The organism is Acinetobacter sp. ANC_7588 (assembly GCF_056783995.1).
Map to the genome: position 1 here is coordinate 76,040 of NZ_JBWYIU010000005.1, position 21,923 is coordinate 97,962.

Annotated in this window: 23 protein-coding genes; 15 read left to right on the forward strand and 8 right to left on the reverse strand. The window is 38.2% G+C overall.

Going from position 1 to position 21,923, the window contains the following annotated elements:
- Window positions 1-74 precede the first annotated feature (74 nt).
- From cysT to AC1M9J_RS06600, 4 genes are read left to right on the forward strand one after another with little or no spacing between them, the layout of a single operon-like run.
- The gene (cysT, locus tag AC1M9J_RS06585) at window positions 75-908 is read left to right on the forward strand and encodes a sulfate ABC transporter permease subunit CysT (RefSeq protein WP_035267202.1); all 834 of its coding nucleotides are present in this window, start codon (window positions 75-77) and stop codon (window positions 906-908) included.
- The gene (cysW, locus tag AC1M9J_RS06590; RefSeq protein WP_481589027.1) at window positions 905-1,795 is read left to right on the forward strand and encodes a sulfate ABC transporter permease subunit CysW; all 891 of its coding nucleotides are present in this window, start codon (window positions 905-907) and stop codon (window positions 1,793-1,795) included. The genes cysT and cysW overlap by 4 nt, the downstream gene beginning before the upstream one ends.
- 12 nt (window positions 1,796-1,807) lie before the next feature.
- Window positions 1,808-2,869 carry a sulfate/molybdate ABC transporter ATP-binding protein gene (locus AC1M9J_RS06595; RefSeq protein WP_481595963.1) on the forward strand — a complete coding sequence of 354 codons (1,062 nt, stop codon included), beginning with the start codon at window positions 1,808-1,810 and terminating at the stop codon, window positions 2,867-2,869.
- A gap of 55 nt (window positions 2,870-2,924) precedes the next feature.
- Window positions 2,925-3,854, forward strand: a complete 930-nt coding sequence (locus tag AC1M9J_RS06600) for a CysB family HTH-type transcriptional regulator (protein ID WP_481591412.1) — start codon at window positions 2,925-2,927, stop codon at window positions 3,852-3,854.
- Window positions 3,855-3,948: 94 nt separating this feature from the next.
- On the opposite strand, the gene carO is transcribed toward AC1M9J_RS06600, so the two are convergent.
- Complete coding sequence (gene carO / locus AC1M9J_RS06605; protein ID WP_179997890.1) at window positions 3,949-4,692, reverse strand: ornithine uptake porin CarO; 744 nt, start codon at window positions 4,690-4,692, stop codon at window positions 3,949-3,951.
- 298 nt (window positions 4,693-4,990) lie between these two features.
- Between carO and dapD the strand changes: the two genes are divergently transcribed.
- Together dapD and queE are read left to right on the forward strand one after the other, a co-directional pair.
- Window positions 4,991-5,812 carry a 2,3,4,5-tetrahydropyridine-2,6-dicarboxylate N-succinyltransferase gene (dapD, locus tag AC1M9J_RS06610; RefSeq protein ID WP_035267212.1) on the forward strand — a complete coding sequence of 274 codons (822 nt, stop codon included), beginning with the start codon at window positions 4,991-4,993 and terminating at the stop codon, window positions 5,810-5,812.
- 109 nt (window positions 5,813-5,921) lie between these two features.
- On the forward strand, window positions 5,922-6,632 hold the full coding sequence (gene queE / locus AC1M9J_RS06615; RefSeq protein ID WP_481595962.1) for a 7-carboxy-7-deazaguanine synthase QueE: 711 nt from the start codon (window positions 5,922-5,924) through the stop codon (window positions 6,630-6,632).
- Window positions 6,633-6,704: 72 nt separating this feature from the next.
- Here the strand turns inward: queE and filA are convergent, their stop codons facing one another.
- A complete protein-coding gene (filA, locus tag AC1M9J_RS06620; RefSeq protein WP_481952051.1) occupies window positions 6,705-7,580 on the reverse strand; it encodes a putative pilus system protein FilA in 876 nt (291 codons plus the stop codon).
- A gap of 277 nt (window positions 7,581-7,857) precedes the next feature.
- Between filA and queC the strand changes: the two genes are divergently transcribed.
- The 3 genes from queC (at window position 7,858) to AC1M9J_RS06635 (ending at window position 9,505) form a co-directional block, all read left to right on the forward strand.
- Window positions 7,858-8,526, forward strand: coding sequence for a 7-cyano-7-deazaguanine synthase QueC (gene queC / locus AC1M9J_RS06625; RefSeq protein ID WP_180028449.1), 669 nt, complete (start codon window positions 7,858-7,860; stop codon window positions 8,524-8,526).
- Window positions 8,527-8,542: 16 nt separating this feature from the next.
- On the forward strand, window positions 8,543-8,956 hold the full coding sequence (locus AC1M9J_RS06630; RefSeq protein WP_481590297.1) for a hypothetical protein: 414 nt from the start codon (window positions 8,543-8,545) through the stop codon (window positions 8,954-8,956).
- A gap of 87 nt (window positions 8,957-9,043) precedes the next feature.
- Window positions 9,044-9,505, forward strand: coding sequence for a peroxiredoxin (locus AC1M9J_RS06635; RefSeq protein ID WP_481590296.1), 462 nt, complete (start codon window positions 9,044-9,046; stop codon window positions 9,503-9,505).
- 56 nt (window positions 9,506-9,561) lie between these two features.
- On the opposite strand, the gene AC1M9J_RS06640 is transcribed toward AC1M9J_RS06635, so the two are convergent.
- Both AC1M9J_RS06640 and AC1M9J_RS06645 read right to left on the reverse strand, forming a co-directional pair.
- On the reverse strand, window positions 9,562-11,718 hold the full coding sequence (locus AC1M9J_RS06640) for a TonB-dependent receptor (RefSeq protein ID WP_481952052.1): 2,157 nt from the start codon (window positions 11,716-11,718) through the stop codon (window positions 9,562-9,564).
- A gap of 132 nt (window positions 11,719-11,850) precedes the next feature.
- Window positions 11,851-12,453: a LysE/ArgO family amino acid transporter gene (locus tag AC1M9J_RS06645; RefSeq protein WP_481595960.1), complete on the reverse strand. Its 603-nt coding sequence runs from the start codon at window positions 12,451-12,453 to the stop codon at window positions 11,851-11,853.
- Between the two features lie 101 nt (window positions 12,454-12,554).
- Between AC1M9J_RS06645 and AC1M9J_RS06650 the strand changes: the two genes are divergently transcribed.
- Window positions 12,555-13,436 (forward strand): LysR family transcriptional regulator ArgP, encoded by an 882-nt coding sequence (locus tag AC1M9J_RS06650; protein ID WP_481591446.1) that lies wholly within the window; start codon window positions 12,555-12,557, stop codon window positions 13,434-13,436.
- A gap of 27 nt (window positions 13,437-13,463) precedes the next feature.
- Here the strand turns inward: AC1M9J_RS06650 and AC1M9J_RS06655 are convergent, their stop codons facing one another.
- Entirely contained in the window at window positions 13,464-14,021 is a 558-nt protein-coding gene (locus tag AC1M9J_RS06655) for a YceI family protein (protein ID WP_481591406.1), read from the reverse strand.
- A gap of 32 nt (window positions 14,022-14,053) precedes the next feature.
- Window positions 14,054-14,635, reverse strand: coding sequence for a nicotinate-nicotinamide nucleotide adenylyltransferase (locus AC1M9J_RS06660; protein ID WP_481591405.1), 582 nt, complete (start codon window positions 14,633-14,635; stop codon window positions 14,054-14,056).
- A 103-nt stretch (window positions 14,636-14,738) separates the two neighbouring features.
- Between AC1M9J_RS06660 and AC1M9J_RS06665 the strand changes: the two genes are divergently transcribed.
- The 4 genes from AC1M9J_RS06665 to AC1M9J_RS06680 all read left to right on the forward strand — a co-directional run bounded on the left by AC1M9J_RS06665 (window position 14,739) and on the right by AC1M9J_RS06680 (window position 18,772).
- Complete coding sequence (locus AC1M9J_RS06665) at window positions 14,739-15,539, forward strand: enoyl-CoA hydratase-related protein (protein WP_481595959.1); 801 nt, start codon at window positions 14,739-14,741, stop codon at window positions 15,537-15,539.
- Window positions 15,540-15,595: 56 nt separating this feature from the next.
- On the forward strand, window positions 15,596-16,345 hold the full coding sequence (locus tag AC1M9J_RS06670; RefSeq protein ID WP_092767080.1) for a nitroreductase family protein: 750 nt from the start codon (window positions 15,596-15,598) through the stop codon (window positions 16,343-16,345).
- Window positions 16,346-16,504: 159 nt separating this feature from the next.
- On the forward strand, window positions 16,505-17,521 hold the full coding sequence (locus AC1M9J_RS06675) for a DUF6670 family protein (protein WP_481595958.1): 1,017 nt from the start codon (window positions 16,505-16,507) through the stop codon (window positions 17,519-17,521).
- A gap of 180 nt (window positions 17,522-17,701) precedes the next feature.
- Window positions 17,702-18,772 (forward strand): helix-turn-helix domain-containing protein, encoded by a 1,071-nt coding sequence (locus AC1M9J_RS06680; RefSeq protein WP_481952053.1) that lies wholly within the window; start codon window positions 17,702-17,704, stop codon window positions 18,770-18,772.
- Here AC1M9J_RS06680 and AC1M9J_RS06685 read toward each other — a convergent pair.
- Together AC1M9J_RS06685 and AC1M9J_RS06690 are read right to left on the reverse strand one after the other, a co-directional pair.
- A complete protein-coding gene (locus tag AC1M9J_RS06685) occupies window positions 18,721-19,038 on the reverse strand; it encodes an NGG1p interacting factor NIF3 (protein WP_481595956.1) in 318 nt (105 codons plus the stop codon). The two genes, AC1M9J_RS06680 and AC1M9J_RS06685, sit on opposite strands and share 52 nt — an antisense overlap.
- Window positions 19,031-19,939, reverse strand: a complete 909-nt coding sequence (locus AC1M9J_RS06690) for a LysR family transcriptional regulator (protein ID WP_481587770.1) — start codon at window positions 19,937-19,939, stop codon at window positions 19,031-19,033. Before AC1M9J_RS06690 ends, AC1M9J_RS06685 begins: the two co-directional genes overlap by 8 nt.
- Window positions 19,940-20,098: 159 nt before the next feature.
- On the opposite strand from AC1M9J_RS06690, the gene AC1M9J_RS06695 reads away from it, so the two are divergent.
- Window positions 20,099-21,841 carry an FAD-dependent oxidoreductase gene (locus tag AC1M9J_RS06695; protein WP_481595955.1) on the forward strand — a complete coding sequence of 581 codons (1,743 nt, stop codon included), beginning with the start codon at window positions 20,099-20,101 and terminating at the stop codon, window positions 21,839-21,841.
- Window positions 21,842-21,923 lie beyond the last annotated feature (82 nt).

Sequence of the window (21,923 nt, forward strand, 5' to 3'; positions counted from 1 at the left end):
TTATTCTTGATAAATTTTTCAATTCAATTGCTTATTGATTACGGTAAGCTTTTTCTCTCATTTGAGGAGTAGTCATGTCGCAGCGATCCCGAGTGCTGCCAGGATTTGGTCTATCTCTAGGCTTTACCCTAGCGTATTTATCTTTAATTGTGCTCATACCCTTGTCGGCTGTTTTTATTAAGTCTTTAGGTATTGGCTGGGAAGGTTTATGGGAGATTTTAAGTTCTGAGCGTATCTTAAAATCATTACAACTAAGTTTCAGTGCTGCACTCATTGCTGCCTTCATTAATGTTGTATTTGGCTTATTACTCGCTTGGTGTCTCGTGCGCTATAGTTTCCCTGGTAAAAGAATTGTTGATGCATTAGTTGATTTACCCTTTGCGTTACCAACAGCTGTTGCTGGGATTGCATTAACATCTTTATATGCTCCGACAGGCTGGATTGGTCAATATCTTGAACCCTTAGGAATTAAAGTCGCTTATAGCCCTATTGGGATTACATTAGCCCTGATATTTATTGGCTTACCTTTTGTGGTTCGTACAGTACAACCTGTACTAAGTGACTTAGAGACTGAACTTGAAGAAGCAGCGTCAGCATTGGGTGCAAATCGACTACAAATTGTAACCAAAGTGATTTTACCGATTCTTTTCCCTGCATTAATCACAGGATTTGCTCTCGCATTTGCCCGTGGCGTGGGTGAATATGGTTCGGTCATCTTTATCGCAGGTAACCAACCCTTCGAAACTGAAATTGCGCCATTAATGATTATTTCTCGATTGGAAGAATATGACTATGCAGGTGCAACAACGATCGCCGTTGTCATGCTCCTTATTTCATTCGCTATCTTGTTCTTGATTAACTTGTTACAAGCATGGGCGAGTCGTCGTACAGGGAGAACTGCACAATGAGTTTGAATACAAATAGCAATGCTTTAGCGGAAAAATTGCAATCTCGTGATGCGACGCGTGAACCGACTTGGGTTCGTTATACACTCATTGTCATTGCCATGATTTTCTTCCTCAGTTGCTTAATCCTGCCTTTGATTTTAGTTTTTGTTGAAGCATTCAAACAGGGTATCGGCGTTTATGCGCAAGCTTTAGTTCATCCAGACACGTTGTCGGCTGTAAAACTCACCTTACTAACAGCTGCAATTGCTGTACCGCTCAACGTAGTATTTGGTGTGGCTGCAGCTTGGTCTGTTGCGAAATTTAATTTCCGTGGTAAATCCATATTGACCACGATTATTGATATGCCTTTCTCAGTATCTCCCGTAATCGCAGGTCTGATGTTGGTATTGATGTTTGGTACGCAAGGTTGGTTCGGTGGATGGCTGATGGATAACGACATTAAGATTCTATATGCCGTTCCAGCAATTGTACTAGCAACCATCTTTATTACAGTTCCTTTTGTGGCGCGTGAGCTCATCCCACTGATGGAAGCTCAAGGTACAGAAGAAGAGGAAGCGGCAATCGTTTTAGGTGCTTCAGGCTGGCAAACTTTTTGGAAAATCACGATTCCAAATATTAAATGGGGCTTGATATACGGGGTTATTCTTTGTAACGCACGTGCAATGGGTGAATTCGGGGCAGTCTCTGTAGTATCGGGTCATATTCGTGGAGAGACCAATACATTGCCACTGCATGTAGAGATTCTCTACAACGAATATACCTTTAGTGCAGCATTTGCTGTTTCATCCCTCTTGGCTTTATTGGCGATTGTGACATTGATTCTTAAAACATGGGTCGAAATTCGCCAAGAGAAATTAAGCAAACGTAATGAAGATTCTACAGTTTAAAGGAAGTATCCGATGAGTATTCAAGTTAAAAATATTGAAAAACACTTTGGTGCTTTCCATGCACTAAATAATATCTCCCTAGATTTTCCTGATGGTCAACTCGTTGCATTGTTAGGACCTTCAGGCTGCGGTAAAACGACTTTACTTCGCATTATTGCTGGTCTTGAATCTGCTGACAGCGGTCAAGTGATCCTTGAAGGTCAAGACTCAACGAATGTTCATGTTCGTGAACGTCAAGTTGGCTTCGTATTCCAACATTATGCTTTATTCCGTCATATGACAGTATTTGACAATATTGCTTTTGGTTTACGTGTTCGTCCACGTTCTACACGCCCCTCAGAATCTGAAATAAAAAAACGGGTTACACGACTACTCGATTTAGTTCAATTAGGATTCTTAGCAGATCGTTATCCAGCACAATTGTCTGGTGGACAGCGTCAACGTATTGCACTTGCACGTGCGCTTGCAGTTGAACCTCGTGTACTACTTCTGGATGAGCCATTTGGCGCACTTGATGCTAAAGTTCGTAAAGAGTTACGTCGCTGGCTGAGAACTTTACACGATGAACTTCACATCACCTCGATTTTTGTAACTCACGATCAAGAAGAAGCGCTTGAAGTTGCAGATCAAATCATTGTAATGAATAAAGGCAATGTTGAACAAATTGGCTCACCTCGTGAAGTTTATGAAAAACCAGCAACGCCTTTTGTATTTGACTTCTTAGGTCAAGCGAATAAGTTCGAAGGTCATAATCAAGCGGGAATCGTACAGATCGGAAATGATCGCATTCAACTGCCTTTAGCTAAAGATGCGCCTGAAGGTAAAGTGATTGCCTTCATTCGACCAGATGAGTTCCAAATTCATGCTCAACCTACAGATAATGCAATTCAAGCAACGTTCTTACGTGAAGTTTGGATTGCAGGAAAAGTGATTGCCGAACTTCAAGGTCAATATGGCAATCTCATCGAAATTCTACTCACTCCAGATGAAGCTAAACTGCATCAATTCCGCCCAAATCAATCGGTTTGGTTAACGACTAATACATTGCACTTATTTGCACAAGAAAACGCATAAAAATGTGTAGATGGGGCTTTTATATAGCCCCATCATTTTAAAGGTAACAAAGACTATGAACTTTCAACAATTAAGAATTATTCGAGAAACCGTCAGACAAAATTTTAATTTAACGGAAGCTTCCGCTGCCCTTTACACGTCTCAATCAGGCGTAAGTAAACATATTAAAGATTTAGAAGATGAATTAGGTGTTCAACTATTTATCCGAAAAGGTAAACGCTTATTAGGGTTAACTGAACCTGGTCAAGCTTTGCTCGGTATCGTAGAGCGCATGCTGGTCGATGCAGACAATATTAAAAGATTAGCCGATGATTTTAATCGTGTAGATGAAGGTACATTAACCATCGCAACCACTCATACTCAAGCGCGATATGTATTACCACCTATCGTAAATTCATTCAAAAAATTATTTCCGAAAGTCCATTTGATTTTGCAACAAGCAAGCCCAACTGAAATCACTGAAATGTTACTTTTAGGCGATGCTGATATTGGTATTGCGACTGAGAATCTAACTACTGAAGAAAACTTAGCAAGTGTTCCTTTTTATAACTGGAAACACAGTATTATTACACCTCAAGGTCATCCACTTACTCAAATAGCATCACGAGAGATTAGCTTAGAACATTTGGCAGAGTATCCGATTATTACCTATCACGGTGGTTTTACGGGACGTTCAAAGATTGATAAAGCCTTTGAAGACTCAGGACTTGATGTTGATTTAGTGATGTCTGCGCTTGATGCTGATGTAATCAAAACTTATGTTGAATTAGGTATGGGTGTCGGGATTGTCAACGATGTAGCCTACGATACAGAACGTGATCATCGCTTAAAACAAATTGATACTGATTTATTTGGGGTGAATACCACTTGGATTGCTGTACGTAAAGGTCATTTGTTACGTGGATACGGTTACGAGTTTATTTCGCTATGTGCACCTAGTGCTGATATCAAAGCGTTAAAACGAGTAGCTTATCCTGAAGATTAACAAGCTACAAATAATAAAGGCACCATAGCGCCTTTATTATTTGCATTAACTTGCATAAAAAAACGAGCCGAAGCTCGTTTTTTTTAATTGGATCTTACCAGTGGAAGCTCACACCCACTTTACCGACTGGAAGCCACTCATATTTGTCTTTAGATTCAATTTTCGCTTCTAAAGCTTCAGCTGCATCAGCACCAGTACCAGTACCACCAACTTCAGCTAAACCTACTGACGTAATATTTGCAGAAGGGTTACCAGTGTAATAAGCACCTACTTCACCAAATACACCGAAGTTTTTATTGATTTTAGGAGCAAAACCAAAACCTACGTATGGAGCAAAGTCATTTTTGTATGACATTTTACCATCGATGAAACCTTGACCAGATGGAGCGTTGTAATTTTTGCCATCAATCTTAACAACATCATTCGTATTGTTTAAGCGCTTAGTAACATCGTATTCATTATCGATATATGCTACACCAGCAGCCATATATAGACCTTGAGCCCATGGATTTTGACTCGCGCCCCAAGGACGAATCTCAGCATTTAAGTATGCCAAACTATTATCCATATCTAAATCGTACTTAGTACCGTCAATAGATAAATCATCAGACCAAGAGATATCACCACCGTTGTAACCTAAAGCAAGACCAACGTATGGGTTAGCAGTCCAAAGTAATGCACCACCGTAACCAGTTGTACCAACTTCAGCACGAACACCAGTAGGGATTAATTGATTAGCTTCAAATACATTACCTGTACGTACAACTTGAGTGTCCGCCATAGCGAAGCCTGAAACAGATAATGCTGTTGTAACAGCGAGTAATTTTAACACTTTCATTTTTTTCTCCTCAAAGAAATGAGTTGTTCTTTAATCATTAATGTGTTCGACTCGGAAGCATCTTAATGGAGATTTCAAAGCTGGTTAATATTCAAATTGATGCTTTTTTGTTATTTTTTGATACAATTTTGATTTAGTTGTTGTTTTATAAATAATTTGCACTTAAGTCTTTTATTAACTTTTATTAACATACTTATAAAGAATAGTCATTATTGTCGGACATTTTTTCAGGATTAATTGTAATTTTTATAATCAATTTAGTGTAAAATCTTTGAAATTTTTTTTGGAAGAGAAGATTATGTCTCAGCTTTCGTCAATCATCGAACAAGCGTTTGAAGATCGTGCAAACTTCACAGCTACAGATTGCCCTGCTGAAATTCGCCAAGCAGTCGAGGAAGCAATTGCTGGATTAGATAATGGTTCATTACGTGTTGCTGAAAAGATTAATGGTGAATGGGTTGTTCATCAATGGTTAAAAAAAGCTGTTCTATTGTCATTCAAACTTAATGATAATAAACCAATCGAATCATGCGATCTCCAATTCTATGACAAAGTAGACACTAAATTTACAGGTTGGACTGAAGAGCAATTTAAAGCAGCTGGTGTACGTGTTGTACCGCCTGCAGTTGCACGCAAAGGTTCTTATCAAGCTAAGAATGTTGTACTTATGCCATCTTATGTCAACATTGGTGCTTATGTTGATGAAGGTACAATGGTTGATACATGGGCGACTGTAGGTTCATGTGCGCAAATTGGTAAAAATGTTCACCTTTCTGGTGGTGTTGGGATTGGCGGTGTACTTGAGCCTCTTCAAGCGAACCCTACGATCATTGAAGACAATTGTTTTATCGGTGCACGTTCTGAAATCGTTGAAGGTGTAATCGTTGAAGAAGGTTCAGTGATTTCAATGGGTGTTTACATTGGTCAATCAACTAAGATTTATGACCGTGAAACAGGTGAAATTCACTACGGTCGTGTTCCAGCAGGTTCAGTGGTAGTTTCTGGTAGTCTTCCTTCTAAATGCGGTAAATACAGCTTATATGCTGCAATTATCGTAAAAAAAGTCGATGCTCAGACTCGTGCTAAAACAAGTTTGAACGACTTATTACGCGCTGACTAATTTTTTTATACTTTATAGTATTTGGAGTACACTCCACATCTCTACGGTTAGTAATAATCGTAGAGATTTTTCTTTTATATAATCTCTATTTTAGTTTGGTTTTGTCGATATGAGTAATTTGCGATCTTCCGCTATTCCTGTTTCTGATCCGTCTGCGGGGTTACGTATTACGGAGATCTTCTATTCATTACAAGGTGAAGCCAACACTTCAGGCTTACCTACAGTGTTTATACGCTTAACAGGTTGTCCACTGCGTTGTACTTATTGTGATACCACCTATTCTTTTGAAGGCGGTGAACGTCAGTCTTTAGAGGATATTATCCAGACCACGCTTGATTTTAAGACACCCTATATTTGTGTTACTGGTGGTGAACCATTAGCTCAACCCAATGCATTACCGCTCATGGAGCGTCTAGCAGATTTAGGCTGTGAAGTTTCCCTTGAAACGAGTGGAGCGCTAGATGTTTCAAAAGTGGATCGTAGAGTTTCTAAAGTCCTAGATTTAAAAACACCAACTTCAGGTGAAGACTCACGTAATTTAATGAGTAATTTAGACCATTTAACTCACCATGATCAGATTAAATTTGTCATATGCAATCGTGAAGATTATGAATGGTCTAAACAACAAGTGAATCAATATGAATTGCACAAGCGTGTAAGTACAGTTTGGTTCTCACCTGCGTTTGCTGTAGAAAAAGGTGCTGCAAAGTTACCGCAACTTGCACGTGATTTAGCACAATGGATCTTAGAGGATCACTTACCAGTTCGTTTCCAGCTTCAATTACATAAGTTGCTCTGGAATGACGAAACAGGTCGTTAAAACGTAAAAAAATAGCTCAAATTAAAACAGTACAGCACTTTTCTGTACTGTTGTTTGAGACAAAATGATCTTTTAGTGTGCTGACACTTTAATGGTCGTGCCATTCAAATTAATCCCTTTCATTGAAATATCCCCAATCTTATTATTTATTGTTGATGCATCCCCAACGCCTACCCCCCATAACATGGCATTAAAACCATTTTGATCTCCAAGACGATTTATTTTGAGTTCCAGTCCATCTGTACGTATCGAACCTGCAACATCAAAATCAAGATTATTGATGCCAAAACGCCCTGGTTGAGTATTTTTTAAATTAATAAATTCTACTCCAAATGCGCCACCACCATCATGATCGTGGACTTTAAAGCCTTCTAAACGTAATCCATCTTTAAATATTCCATTGAGTTTTAAAAGACTGCCTTGAGGTGCTGAACCGAGCTGAATATTGGTTGAGAGGTTGGATACATAAAATTTCATATTATCCATAATTTTAACGGGGTCACTATAGCCTCGTCCTGTTGGACTAACTTGACCCGATTTACCCACCCAAATATCACCGGTATTAATAATAATATCTTCAGGAACAAATACACCTAAATTCAGAAAAGGGCCTGTAGTACTACTCCCTCCTTGAGCATCGATTTTTAAGGTAATACTAATATCTGCCGAACCAGAAGAAAGTGATAATGGATTCTTACTACGACCATTCGCTGTACCGAAAATTAAGGCACCTGCTTTTGTGTTTCCTTCGTTGTAATCTGGCCCGAATCCACTGTTATCGTGCCAAATCAAATCAGCTTGAATGGGTCCACCTGGTAAAAGGCTAATCGTAATACCATCTTGTGCTGCATATGTTGACAATTCTTGATCTGAAAGCTCCTCAAATGCAAAAGAATTTGTACTGATCAACGCAGCAGTGGTTAAAATTAAAGTATTAATTTGATTCATTTTCATTCCGTAAAAATTATTTTTGTAAGTTTTAATCAAGTGTTTGTTAAATTATATTTAATATTTAAACAAAAACAACAACTGTTTAAACTTTATTCGACTCAAAAGAGAGTTTTATCTCATCTTCTAAAACGAACATTTCGCGTTCTTTATAATGATCTCATTTAGTTTTGTGACTTATGCAGATCTATATATTCAAAAAATTTATACCCCATTATTCTTTATATAATCAGTTATAATTCATTTTTTATTTACTTTAATTTTTTGGAGTTCTCCTATGCGCCCTCGTGCCATTGTATTGTTATCAGGTGGTTTAGACTCAACGACTTGCTTGGCTTGGGCGCAAGCACGCTATGAATGTATCGCTTTAAGTTTTATGTATGGTCAACGCTCAACAACTGAATTGGATGCTGCACGTAAACTGACACAACAAGCAGGCGTTGAACATCGCGTGATTAATATAGATTTGGGTAATTTAGGTGGTTCTGCATTAACTGATCATTCCATTGATGTTCCTGATCAAGAACAAGAAGGGATCCCTGTCACTTATGTTCCAGCACGTAATACGATTTTCCTGTCTTATGCACTTGCAGCAGCAGAAGTGTTTGACGCAGAAGCCATCGTAATTGGAATTAATGCGGTAGATTATTCGGGTTATCCAGATTGTCGACCAGAATTTATTGAAGCATTTGCCAATATGGCAAGATTAGCGACAAAAGTAGGTGTGGAAGGAAAACCTCTTAAATTTGAAACACCTTTACTACAATTATCCAAAGCAAATATTATTCGCTTAGGCATCGAACATGGCGTAGACTACAGTCAAACGGTGTCATGCTATCAAGCAGATGACCAAGGACGAGCTTGTGGAAAATGCGACAGCTGTCGTTTGCGTAAACAAGGTTTTGCAGATGCTGGCGTTGAAGACCCAACTCGTTATATACCGTAATAACAGGGTGCCATATATGAAAAATTTAAAATCAAACATTATTCTTTCAGCGATTGTTTCTGCTGCAGCACTTTTCGGTTCTGCGGCTCAAGCAAATGAGCCGAATAATAAAATGCAGCAAGCCTACAAAAGTACTAACGTAAAATCTGCACTGATTAATGTTTGTAAGGAAGAAACTGCTAAAGGGAACAAGCTTTCTGCTACTGAAGTCAGCAAATATTGTACATGTGCAATTGAAGCAGACGGCAAGCTAACTAATGCTCAAAAATGGGAAATCCAAAGTGCGATTAACCAAAAGAAAAGCCCTTCTACTTTAGCTATCGTGAAGAAACAGAACGCTGATCTTCAAGCATGCTTCGGCCCACAGTTAACGTCTAAGCTACAGTCGTTAACAGAGGAAGCAATGAAAGCAGCACAAGCTAAAAAATAATCGCAGTTTACATAAGATAGCCACCTCGTGTGGCTATTTTTTTTGAATTCCCCTATAAATGTAGTGACAAATTTTGAGGAAAATATAATGTCTACGGAAACGATTAGTTTACCCAATCAAACATTCCCAACGACTACAGGTTCTGTGAATTTAACTGAGTTGAATACAGATTGGCTCATCATTTATTTTTATCCAAAAGATTCAACACCTGGGTGTACAACGCAAGCTGTTGGTTTTTCATGTTTGAAAGATCAGTTTGATGCGCTTCATACCACTATTTTCGGTGTTTCTAGAGACTCAGTGAAAGCCCATCAAAACTTCACCGAAAAGCAATCTTTAACAATTGATTTGATTAGCGATAAAGAAGAAGTGCTTTGCCAACACTTTGATGTGATTAAAGAGAAAAATATGTATGGAAAAAAAGTGATGGGGATTGAGCGCTCAACTTTTATTTTTCATCAAGGAAAACTCGTTAAAGAATATCGTAAAGTCAAAGCTGCAGGGCATGCTGAACAAGTGCTTGAAGATTTAAAAGCTTTGCAAAGCTAATAAAAAACCCACGATTGACGTGGGTTTCATCTATTTATACTTCTTTTTAACTACGATTAGAAATCAAAACTTACACCAAGTTTATAAGTTCTTGATCCACCAATCAGCGCATAATTCGAGTTAAAAGCACCTTCCCAATATTTTTTATCTGTAATGTTATCAACATTAGCTAAGAACGTCGTATTCACGCCACCAAGCTTGGTCTTATAACGTGCACCTAGATCGATGACGGTATAATCTGGAAGTTGCAAGGTATTGGTATCATTTAAATACTGTTCGCTGACATAACTTGCTCTGGCATTTAAATTTAATCCTTCGAGTTGTGGGACATCATAATCCACCCCAAGCGTTGCAGTAAAATCAGGTACACCAAAAACTTGATTTCCTTGATTCATTTGAGCTTTGGAATATTTTGCATCAATATAAGCCATACTTCCCATTAGGTTTAAATCTTCAGTAATCGCTCCAGAAAATGACCACTCAATGCCGCGTGATCGAGTTTCAGCACCATCTGTTGTAATTTGATTAATTGTTACACCATTTTCTGTATAAGGTTCAATCGACTTGCTCATCGTGCTTGGTTTTTCAATTTGATAAAGTGCCAGCGTATTCAGCCAAGTTCCATGCTGATGTTTTGCACCTAACTCATATTGCTTCGTCACAAACGGCGCAAAAGTGACTTTGTCGTTTGCATCATTGACATTATCAACGGTCGATCCTTCTGATAACCCTTCTACATAGCTTGCATATAGTGACAAGTCTTCACCAAAAGGTTTAACGACGATCCCTAAACTTGGTGAAATACGGTCTTCTTGGTAATTTTTTTTGGTCTGTAAATTATTCGTTTCAATATCTTGATAACGAGCGCCTACAATCAATTGAAGCTGATCATTCAATAATGAAATTTGATCAGTCAATGTATAACTGATGTACTTATTATCTGCTAAAGGTGCAATTTCTGGACGCTGTAAAGGCATATTGCCTTCTTTACTTGGGTCATAAAGATTGGTGTTAAAATCTACAGGAGGAGCTCCACGTCCTTTATGTTGATCCGATTTTTTATTTAAATAATCTGCACGCAATCCAACATTATGCTGTATTCCAGCAGTATCAAATTTTCCTTCAACCCCAATGTGTGCTGTTTTATTTTTTTCATTTGCACCCACTCGGTAATATTGTGAAGAGGCATCGCCGTCTTCATTCTTTACGATCATTCGTGTACCGAATAAATGACCATCATATGATTTTTCAGCATATCCTAGACCAGCAAAGGTTTTCAAATAGGGTGAAAATTGATATTCACCTGATAAGCCAGCAAATTTACTGTCAGAATTCCCTTCTAACCACGGAAAATAGTTTTGGTCACCTTTAGGCGGTGCAATGACTTTATTAACTGTATCTTTTCCACCCAGTGCAACCATTGTTGGTGACCCACCATCGCGATTTTGCTTAATAGCATAACTATCAAAATTAATTTTAAGTTTATCCGTGGTGTAATCCGCAGCGATGGAACCAAGAACTATGCGATCATTCATATCATTAATGATATGTTCACCATCACCATATGCACCATTGACCCGAACACCAAACTCACGGTTTGCACCAAATCGTCTTGAGACATCAATACCTGATTGATAGTAGCCGCCATCTTGGTATTGTGTGTTTAGTCTTGTCATGTCTTGGTCAGCGCGTTTAGAGTTGGCAATGACCACACCACCAACGCCTCCATTCGGTGCCATACCAGCGACAATTGCATTTGGTCCTTTCAAAACTGTCACTGATTCTAAAAATTCAGTCGGCACTTTTCCGTATGGTGCAATACCATAAAATCCGTTGTAGTTCATATCCTCATGATTTAAGTCAAAACCACGAATTTTGAAGTTTTCGTTTAAATGACCTTGATTTGTCGTCAGTCGAATACTGGCATCATTTTTTAAAACATCACCTACGGTGGATGCCTGTCTTTCTCGTATTAATTGCTCCTCATATTGCATTACAGTGAATGGTGTATCGATTAATTTTTTTTCACCTAAAGCACCTAACTTAGATACATTGCTTAATTTTCCATCTGCATAAGCATTTATCGCTTCAGCTTGTGTTGTAATCGTAGGAAGTTGGTTTTGATCATTTGCCCATGTGATAGTCGCTATACCGCCACTCATCATAAGAACACTTACAGATTGAGAGAGTAATTTGGTACTGTAATTTTTCATTTTCGGAACAATTAATAATAATGAGAATCATTATTATATGATTCTCATTATTATATTTATGTGAGTTTTTGTTCATTAAATGTTGTCATCTAATCGACGTACAAGCTTTAGAGGAATTTATCTAATCAATATTCATATAATTAAGTGATAGGCGATGTACCACATGATTAAAGCAATCAAAATATCCAAGACTTGCCATGCGCGGGGATTGTGAAAGTAAGCTGATAGATAATGCGCACCAAAACCCAAACTAAAGAAAAATAACCATGATGCTGTGATCGCACCGATAGCAAACGATAATAAGTGATCTTCAAATTGCGTTGATATCGCACCTACAAGCACGATAGTATCTAGATATACATGGGGATTTAGCCATGTGAATGCCAAGCAAATGAGAATAATTTTAAACCATGAAACAGCCGTATGATGATCAAGACACATCGATTTTTTGGTCGAAAACGCTTGATAAAAATGATGGGCACCATATACAACTAAAAATGTAGCCCCACCCCATTGTGCATACGTCATTATTTGTGGATGGCCTGAGATAAACTTCCCAAATCCAAATACCCCAGCCAAAATTAGAAGTGAGTCTGAAAAGGCACAAATGAGGCAAATGGATAAAACATATTCTTTTTTTAAGCCCTGTTTGAGCACAAAAGCATTCTGAGCACCTATCGCCATAATCAAACTTAAACTCGTTACAAAGCCATTAAACAGTACGGATAAAGACATAAAACACCTAATATTTATCATTAGGCGGATTATGAACAATTCAATCTTAAATTGAGTATTATTAAATTAATATTAAGTTCATTAAGTTTTATTAAATCATGATTTTCAATTATAAAGACTGTGTCGCGTTTATCACCGTGGCGGAAACTGGAAGTTTTGATCTGGCTGCTAAAAAGCTTTGTCTCTCTGCGGCTGCAATTACTCTTCGAATCCAACAATTAGAACGGCAGATTGGGCAAACATTAATCCTGAGAGAACGACCTTGTCGTGTGACACATTCAGGTGAAATATTGCTTGAACATTTATTAAGGCAAAAGCGTCAAGAAGAAAATGTTCTGCAGCTTATTCAGGGAAAAAGTCAAAATTCTGAGTTTTATAAAATTATCATTGGAACGAATGCAGATTCATTAGAAACTTGGCTTTTGCCTGCGATTGCTGAAAAGTTAATAGAGCATAAAATCACAATACAACTTCGAATAGATGATCAGGATCATACGCATCAATTAATGGAATCAGGCTATGTAAATGCATGTATAAGCGCTGAATCCCAACCCATGACAGGTTGCCACTCAGAATTTTTGTTCACGATGCGTTATCAAATGGTGTGTACGCCAGAATTCAAATTAGCATGGTTTAAAAACGGACTAAATCGCGATTCCTTTCGCCGTGCGCCTGCGGTCATCTTTAATGATAAAGATCATTTACATGAAACTGTTCTACTCAATCAATTTGGATTACCGCAATCTAGTTATCCATATCATTATGTCCCCTCTTCTAAGTCATTTGTCGATGCAATCCAACTCGGCTTAGGCTATGGCATGGTGCCTGAACTGCAAATTCAAGACTTACTCGATCAAGGACAATTGATTTGTTTGTTGCCTGAGGCAACACAAGACGTTGATCTATATTGGCATCATTGGAAACAGCAGTCCCCACAACTCAAACATATTACTGACATACTCATGACATTAAAAAAGCAGTGATTGAATCACTGCTTTCTTTTTATCGATTTAGTTGGCTTTCCATTGCCCTTCAAGCTTGATATTCACTTTTTCGCCAATTCCACCAATCGCTTTGCGCATACCAAAATCACTACGGTTGATGACTGTTGAAGATTGTACATTCAACACATTTGGATTCGATGCATTTGGAGTTAAAGTTGTCTCAAATGAAACTGGACGTGTCACACCACGCATAGTGAGTTGTCCATCAAATTTGTATTTATTATTTCCTAAAGCACGAATTTGATTACTTTGAAAGGTCACAGTTTTATATTTGCTTGCATGAAAGAAACTGTCACCAAAGACCATATCCTTTAAAGAGTTTTTGCTCAGTTTAAGGCTATTCACATCCATCACAAATTTAGCTGAACCTTGATTAGGCTGTGCCGGATCAAAATTCATCTGTGATTGATACTTTTGAAATTGCCCATTTACAATCGACATTCCTGCAGATCGGATATCAAAGCTGATCTTACTGCTAGGTGATAGTGTCCATGTTTGCGCTTGAGCAAAAACAGAAGCAGACAATAGCACTGTGGCCAAACTCATTTGTGTAATAGTACGCACGATTTCCCTCGGTTTTCTTGTGTTAAACACAATCATTCAATTGATTCACTCAAACTTGTACTGTCTTGACGTTGGTATTTAGTTTTCAGTTGTTGGTAAATTTCTAAATTTTGAAACGCTTGTAAAAATTGAATGGTTCCGTGGGGAAGTTCTTTTTCCATAATTTCCCCCCGATAGTATGCTTCACGAAGTGGTGTTGCAGAAATTGCACCTTTTAAACTATCGAGTTCCAACATCTCCCATTCTGGGAAAAATTTTAGATAATAAGATGAGTCATCTTTAAAGTGACCGATTAAGCCGACTTGATCACTTGGCTGTACTACATCCGCCACTAAAGATTTGACCAATTTTTGCCATTTTTCATCATTATAAACATCAATGACGTGTACAAATTTGATTCTTGCCTGTTGATCAGGAGAAAAGTTAGACAAAATCATCTGTTCACGTTCAATGGCTAAAAATGGATTTTTTATATTCCGCTCTAATTGAGCAGAACCAAGCGCTAAAATAACGTTCTGGCTATGCGTCAGCGCAATTTTAATGGTTTCCATATGTGCCAAATGAAAAGGCTGAAAACGTCCGATATAAACCAAATAATCAAATTTATAATTCATCGCCAAGTCACGTTTATGAACTGATCAGTTATGTCACTCTTCGCCAGAATACGACATAATAGATTTCATAAAATCTATATTAATTGAAAGCAAGGATAGTACGATGTCATTAAGTTGTATTCAACAACCTCATGAGCATTTAAATGCAAAATTAGAAGATGGTGTGCTGACCTTGGCGATTAATCGTCCTAAAGCCAAAAATGCATTATACGGCGAATTATACCTATGGATCGCCAAAGCCCTTAATGAAGCAGACAAAGATCAAGCTGTTCGTGTGGTCATTTTACGTGGCGAAGATGCGGATTTCAGTGCTGGTAATGATATGCAAGACTTCATGAAATCTGCGGCGATGAAAGATCAAATTCGTCCAGAAGATGGTCCTCCTTTTGTGCTTTTAAAATCTGCTGCTAAATTTTCTAAACCACTGATTGCTGCGGTACGTGGTGTTGCAATTGGTATTGGCGTAACGATCTTATTGCATTGTGACTTAGTTTATGCAGATAACACTGCTTTGTTCCAAATTCCATTTGTAAGCTTAGGTCTTTCACCTGAAGGCGCATCTAGTAAATTACTAGCACGTCAAGCAGGTCATGTGAAAGCAGCAGAACTTTTATTAACTGCTGATAAATTCGACAGTGAAAAAGCATTGGCTGCAAACTTGATCAACAGTATTGAATCTGACGTTTATGCAACTGCCGCTCAAAAAGCCACTCAACTGGCTTCACTACCACTTGCTTCTCTCGTGCAATCTAAAGCCTTAATGAAACATGATGTTGATGAGATCGTGTCCTGGATTGATCATGAAGCAGTAATCTTTATGGGGCGCGTCGGTTCTCCAGAAATGATGGAAGCTGTACAAGCTTTTATGCAAAAACGTAAACCTGATTTCACACAATTTAATTAAGCTAAAAGATCCGAGTCTCACGACTCGGTGAATACTCTCTATCTAAGGAATGGATCATGACGACTGAAAAAAAACGCTACTACGAACCTGCACCACAAGGCATTGATGTTGAAAATTTCAAAAAGGTCGTGACCAGTCGTCGATCTGTTCGGAAGTTTACAGGAAAACCTATACCGTCTGATATCCTCGATCAATGTTTAGATTTAGCACTCTTGGCCCCTAATTCATCTAACTTACAACCTTGGACTTTTTATGTTGTCCAAAATCCTGAAAAGAAACAAAAGATTGTAAAAGCGTGTCTAAATCAATGGGCTGCGCGCACAGCGGCTGAATTGATTGTCTGTGTCGCACGTACAGATCGAATTAATGAAATGGCAAAGCTGAATATTCAAGAATTTCCATTTCCTGAGATTCCTCCACTCGTCAAAAAATATTACACCTATATTCCACTGAATTATAAAACGGGTTACTTAAATGCAATTGGTAACTTTAAGAAAGTAACTTTCAAAGTAGCACGTACTTTTGACAAACAAATGCCTGTTACCGCTTTTACACCTGCGGATGCCAAACTTTGGGCAGCGAAGACAACAGCTTTAGCCTGCGAAAATCTTGTACTCGCGCTCAGAGCTTATGGATTCGACAGTTGTATGATGGAAGGTTTTGACGAACCTTTAGTATGTAAAACATTGGGGCTCAATGCTAAAGAGTTTCCAATAATGGTCATTGGTGCGGGAGAGCGTGCTGAAGATGGTGTGTTCTTCCCACAATATCGTTTCGATCGAGACTTATTTATTCAAAAAGTTTAAATGTAATATCACACATTTTTGATGACTTATTTTTCGTGTTGACACTTCAAACAATTGCTTACTGTTTGTAGTGTCAATTTTTTTCTTTTATCTCGATTTATATTTTTGATTGTATTTTTCCAAAAATGATTTTAAGCCAAAATATTAATTGAGAATAAGATGAAAATTAAACTTCCCTCAAGCATTGTTAAACATATAGATTATTCATCTCTTGTAAATGGTCAAGCTTTTGATCCAAACACTGCGACACACACACCTGTCGGGAAATATACCTGTGTACACTACGGGATCATGATTCCTAATCTACCTGCCCCATTCAACTTCTTAAATATGATTGTGGTTGCAGGACAACCTCTCGTTAAAATATTCAGAAATTCTCATTTAATAAAAACTTCAGATTTAGATACCGCAAATCTATTAATTGGTACTGCTGCAACGCAGCCTAATTTATTTTCTGGATATAGTATACAGCATGAATGTTTACTGGCGACTAATGGTCAATATCTCAAATTCGGTAATGACTTAGTTATAGAGGTTAACTACCCAGACATTAAAGCAACTCGCCAAGGTCATGCTTTCAATTATGAACTTAAATTAAAAGCGACTGATAAAATCGCACATTTCGTTAAACTCGCCGGAAGCATGTATGAACATTGGTCACTGCTTTGTGAGTACCAAGGATATTTAGAACTCGATGGGCAGAAAACTCAGGTTCAAGGTCTATGCACCTTCGAATATGCACGTGGTGTCAATATCAACATTCCCATTCGATTTTTTACTTATCAAATCTTAAATATTAATAACCACACTCAAGTCTTATTTGTGGACACTCATGGTCCAATGGGTTTAGTTTTGCAAAGTCGTGTTTACGTTCGTTCTGTAGATCATCATGGAGGAATATACGAACGAGGGCTTGAATCTGTGGTGCATGAATATGAGCCTGAACCTGTAACTACACCAAATGGCATTAAAATGCGTTTACCTCGAGTCTTTGAATGGCAAGTCAATGATGATCAAGGCAATCTTCTGATTTCTATTTATGGCAAGGCTAATGGCGACTTTAAATATGGTATGGCTGGCGGTTATGCAGGTAGTTACCAATATTCAGGTCAATTCAAAGGTCAGCATATTCAGGGTCGAGGTTATATTGAGTATATTGATCCTATAAGCAATTAAGCGCTTCAAAATAAACTTTCAATAATTAAGCCTCATGAGATGGGGCTTTGACATTTAAAGACATGTTCATTCATTCAAATTATTTCTAAACTCATTTCAACATTATAATTTCAGCATTTTAAACTGAGGATAGAGCATCCTTAGTTTTTCCAATGCATGACTTGAGTCTTGAATATCGGTATGAGCGCAAGAAAAAGTAAAATCAGAACCGATGCTGGTATTTTTCCAAGCATGGTATACGAGACACTGCAAAATATGGGCGTTGATGTGGATTTAATATTTTCGCAATTAAATGCGTTACAACATCCAATCGACTATCCTCAACGCGATTTAAGATATGACAATCGTGTTCAAAAAAAATTCTGGGAACTCACAGAAGTTATTACACAAAATTCCAATATTGGTTTAACTGTCGGTCACCATCTCCCCACTTTTCGTGGTCAACTTTTTGAATACATTTTTTTAAGTAGTGCAAATTTTGGCGATGCATTAAAAATAGCAATGAAATACTATCAATATTTCACTACAGGATTGGATATTGAACTTCACATAGAAGATGACACCGTTACCCTAAAAGGTTTTCATCACCCTGTCCGTCATTATTTAGAATGTACGATTACCATTGTTTTATCTTTTTTTGATTATATCAGTCAGGGAAAATTTCAAGCACAAGAAATTTGGCTCAGCTACGACAATACAGAATTTCAGGACTTATATCATGAGCTATGGCATTGCCCAGTTTATTTTAATCAGCCTTATGGTTGTATAAAATTCAAAGCAGAAATTCTAGAATATGCCTCTCCGTCTGCTCAGCCTGATTTATTTCTGTTACATCAAGCTATCATTGAGAAGCACATTGAACTTGTAGATAAACATGAACTAGTCATTAAAATTGAAGAGGCTTTAGGCGAACAACTAAAATTAAGACAATTCGCTCTAGAAGATATCGCAAGAATTCTTAAACTCTCCCCGCGTAAAATCCAAATTTCACTCAAAGATATTGGAACGAATTACGAGAATGTTCTAACGTCATTCAGACAAAAACTTGCTCGTCAGTTACTAGCGAAAACCGCACTCAAACATGATGAAATTGTCTATTTAACAGGGTTTTCAGAGCCATCAGCCTTTTCTCGAGCCTTCAAATATTGGACAGGAGAATCTCCATCCTCGTATCGTCAGCGCATACAAAATTCAACCGATCATGGGTCAATAGAGATAATGTGTAAGAATTCAAAAGCTGGTTCTTCATAAGGATGACTGGCTTTTAATGCACGTGCCACATCTATGGCTTTATCTTCAGGCACAATAGTTTCTACACGCCACTCTTCAACTTGTTCAAGCTCTCCGACTTGACCTATAAATGGTTGAGCCCCATTGACAGGTTTAAATTGACCTAAGCCCTTGACCTGCCAAGCGCATTGCTCATAATCACCGATCCCGCCTGCACCTGCTTCAAATACTGCCTGTTTCGTCAACTCTAGATGTGATTCTGGTACAAAATAGATCAGTTTAAGCATGAATAACCTCTTCCACTCTTTTCCGCTCTGTTGTCATTTGCATAAGGGCTTCAGTAATCATTTTCAATGCAATATTGTTTGAATGACGATGATAATTCGCATATAGACCAAGCTGTGGTAATTGCTCATCTGTTTTCACAATTTTGATATTATGATTTAAAAACTTCAGGAGGTATTCGGGAGCAAAACTAAAGCCCATTCCCAAATTAATCAGATTGATATGCTGTAATACATTAGTCACCCACAGCATTTGATCATCCATCTTTTCGAAGGGAACTAGAACATTTAATTTGTCATAGAATATTGGTGAAGCATTTTGTTCACACATAATCACTGATGAATTTTTTAACTCTTGTAGTTTCAATGTCCGTTCTGAAGGATGAAGATTGTCCGCAGCCACCAAATAAATTTGTTCTGTCAGAATATGGATATCTTCATAATCTGAATGATCCATTTTGTATCGAGTAAAACATATATCAAGTTCAGCATTTCTAAGTTTTTGTATTTGCTCAGTACAAGTCAAACTGTGTAAATGAATTTTAAGATTAGGAATATTCTTTCTTAACTGCGCCAGAATGCTAGGCATCAGTTTCAGTTCAGCCACATTCAAAAATCCAATGTGAATCTGATTATTCTTTTGCTGAGCGACCTGTCTAGCTGCAGCTACAGCTTGCTTGGCATTGTCCAGCGTCAAAGCTGCGTATTTTAAAAATGCTTCCCCTTCATCAGTCAGTTTGACTTTACGAGTGGTCCGATCAAATAAAGTAACACCGACTTCCTGTTCAAGATCTTTAATTTGCTGACTGAGTGATGGTTGTGCGGTATAGAGCTTTTCGGCAGCTTTAGTAAAGCTTTGCTCTTGAGCAACAGTCATAAAATACCGTAAATGTCGTAATTCCATATCTCAATCAGCCCATCGTGCATAAGTGCACGTTCATTACTTTGAATTTTATATAGATCGATAGTTTATATGAATACGACTATAGATCACTGCACTTTTTTTCTAGACTGACTCAATTCAAAAACTCTCCCCATGTATTCAATTCATTTAGGAAAAAGCATGTCTCAACATTTTGACACTGATGTTCTTGTCATTGGTACTGGTCCTGCTGGTTCAACTCTGGGGCTTGCCCTTGCCAATTATGGCGTCAAAGTTCAATTGTTTACCCAGTTTAATTGGTTAGCCAACAGTCCTCGTGCACATATTACTAATCAACGTGCCATGGAAGTCCTCCGTGATTTAGGTATCGAAGAACAGGTGAAGGAAATCGCAACACCTTGGGAACACATGGGTGAAAGCCTCATCACAACCAGTTTAGTCGGTGAAGAAATTGCTCGTATCAGTGCTTGGGGCACAGGCGATGAACGTCATGGCGATTATATCAAAGGAAGTCCATGCCCTTTAGTAGATCTTATCCAACCTAAAATGGAAGCGCTACTCGTTAAAAATGCGGCTAAGCGAGGCGCTATTTTTAACTTCAATACTGAATATTTATCTCACGTACAAGATGAACACGGTGTGACTGCGACTTTCCTCAATCGGATAACCAGTACCGAATTCAATTTACGCGCCAAATACTTGGTGGGAATGGATGGTGCACGTTCAAAAGTCGTTGAACAGCTTGGATTACCCCTTGAAGGCGTGATGGCACGGGCTGGTACAGTCTATGTAACCTTCAAGGCAGATTTGTCTAAATACGTTCAGCACCGTCCTGCGATTTTGCAATGGATTGTCAATCCTGAAGCCAGTTTTGGTGATTTAGGTATGGGGCTATTGCGTGCTATCACCCCATGGAATGAGTGGATTATGGGTTGGGGCTTCGATATTTCTAAAGGTGAGCCTCAAGTGACTGAAGAACAAGTTCGCGCACGCCTTGATGCCTTCGTTGGTGAGCATGTAGAAGATGTCGAAATTCAAAAATTGTCTTATTGGTACGTGAACCAAACATGGGCAACTGAATATTCGAAAGGTCGCGTGTTCTGTGGTGGCGATGCCGTACATCGTCATCCACCATCAAGTGGTTTAGGCTCAAATACCTGCATGCAGGATGCCTTTAACCTCGGTTGGAAACTTGCATATGCAGTTAAAGGTTGGTCTCAACCTACGCTTCTCGATTCTTATACCGTTGAACGTGCGCCTGTAGGTAAGCAAATTGTTGCACGTGCCAACCAATCACGATTTGATTATAAACACCTCAAAGAAGTTTTTGGTTTTGATCAAGGTGTAACAACCCAAAAGCAAATGCTGGAGCGTATTTTTGCTGAAAATGAACAAGGCGCTGAAATACGTACAAAACTCTACAATGCATTAGCAATTAAAAATTTTGAATTTAATGCTCAAGGTGTTGAACTGAATCAGCGTTATAGCTCAAATGCGGTCATCTCTGAATCAGAACCTGAAGTATTTAAACAAGATGATCAACTTTACCTACAAGCCACTACACGCCCTGGAGCAAAAGTACCGCATACTTGGCTCATCAATGCTAAAGGTCAAAAAGTTTCAACTCTGGATATTACGGGCAAAGGTCGTTTTACCTTACTCACAGGCCTCTCAGGCAAAGGCTGGAAACAAGCTGCTGAACAGCTTAATCTTGAGTACTTAGATGTCATTCAAATCGGTTCAAGAGATTATCGTGATGTCTATGGTACATGGAATGCGAAGTCTGAAATTCATGAATCTGGTGCTGTTTTAGTACGTCCAGATGGCTATGTTGCTTGGCGTTATCAAGACAGTACCAATGAATCTTTTGATTTTGAAAATACTTTGAGAGCAGTTCTGAAACAGATCCAACTTACTGTTTAAACGAATAAAGCCACCGTTAGGTGGCTTTATTCTGCTGAATTTTTTGGCTAACGTCAGGATTAATAAACAAAGTGTCTTATGA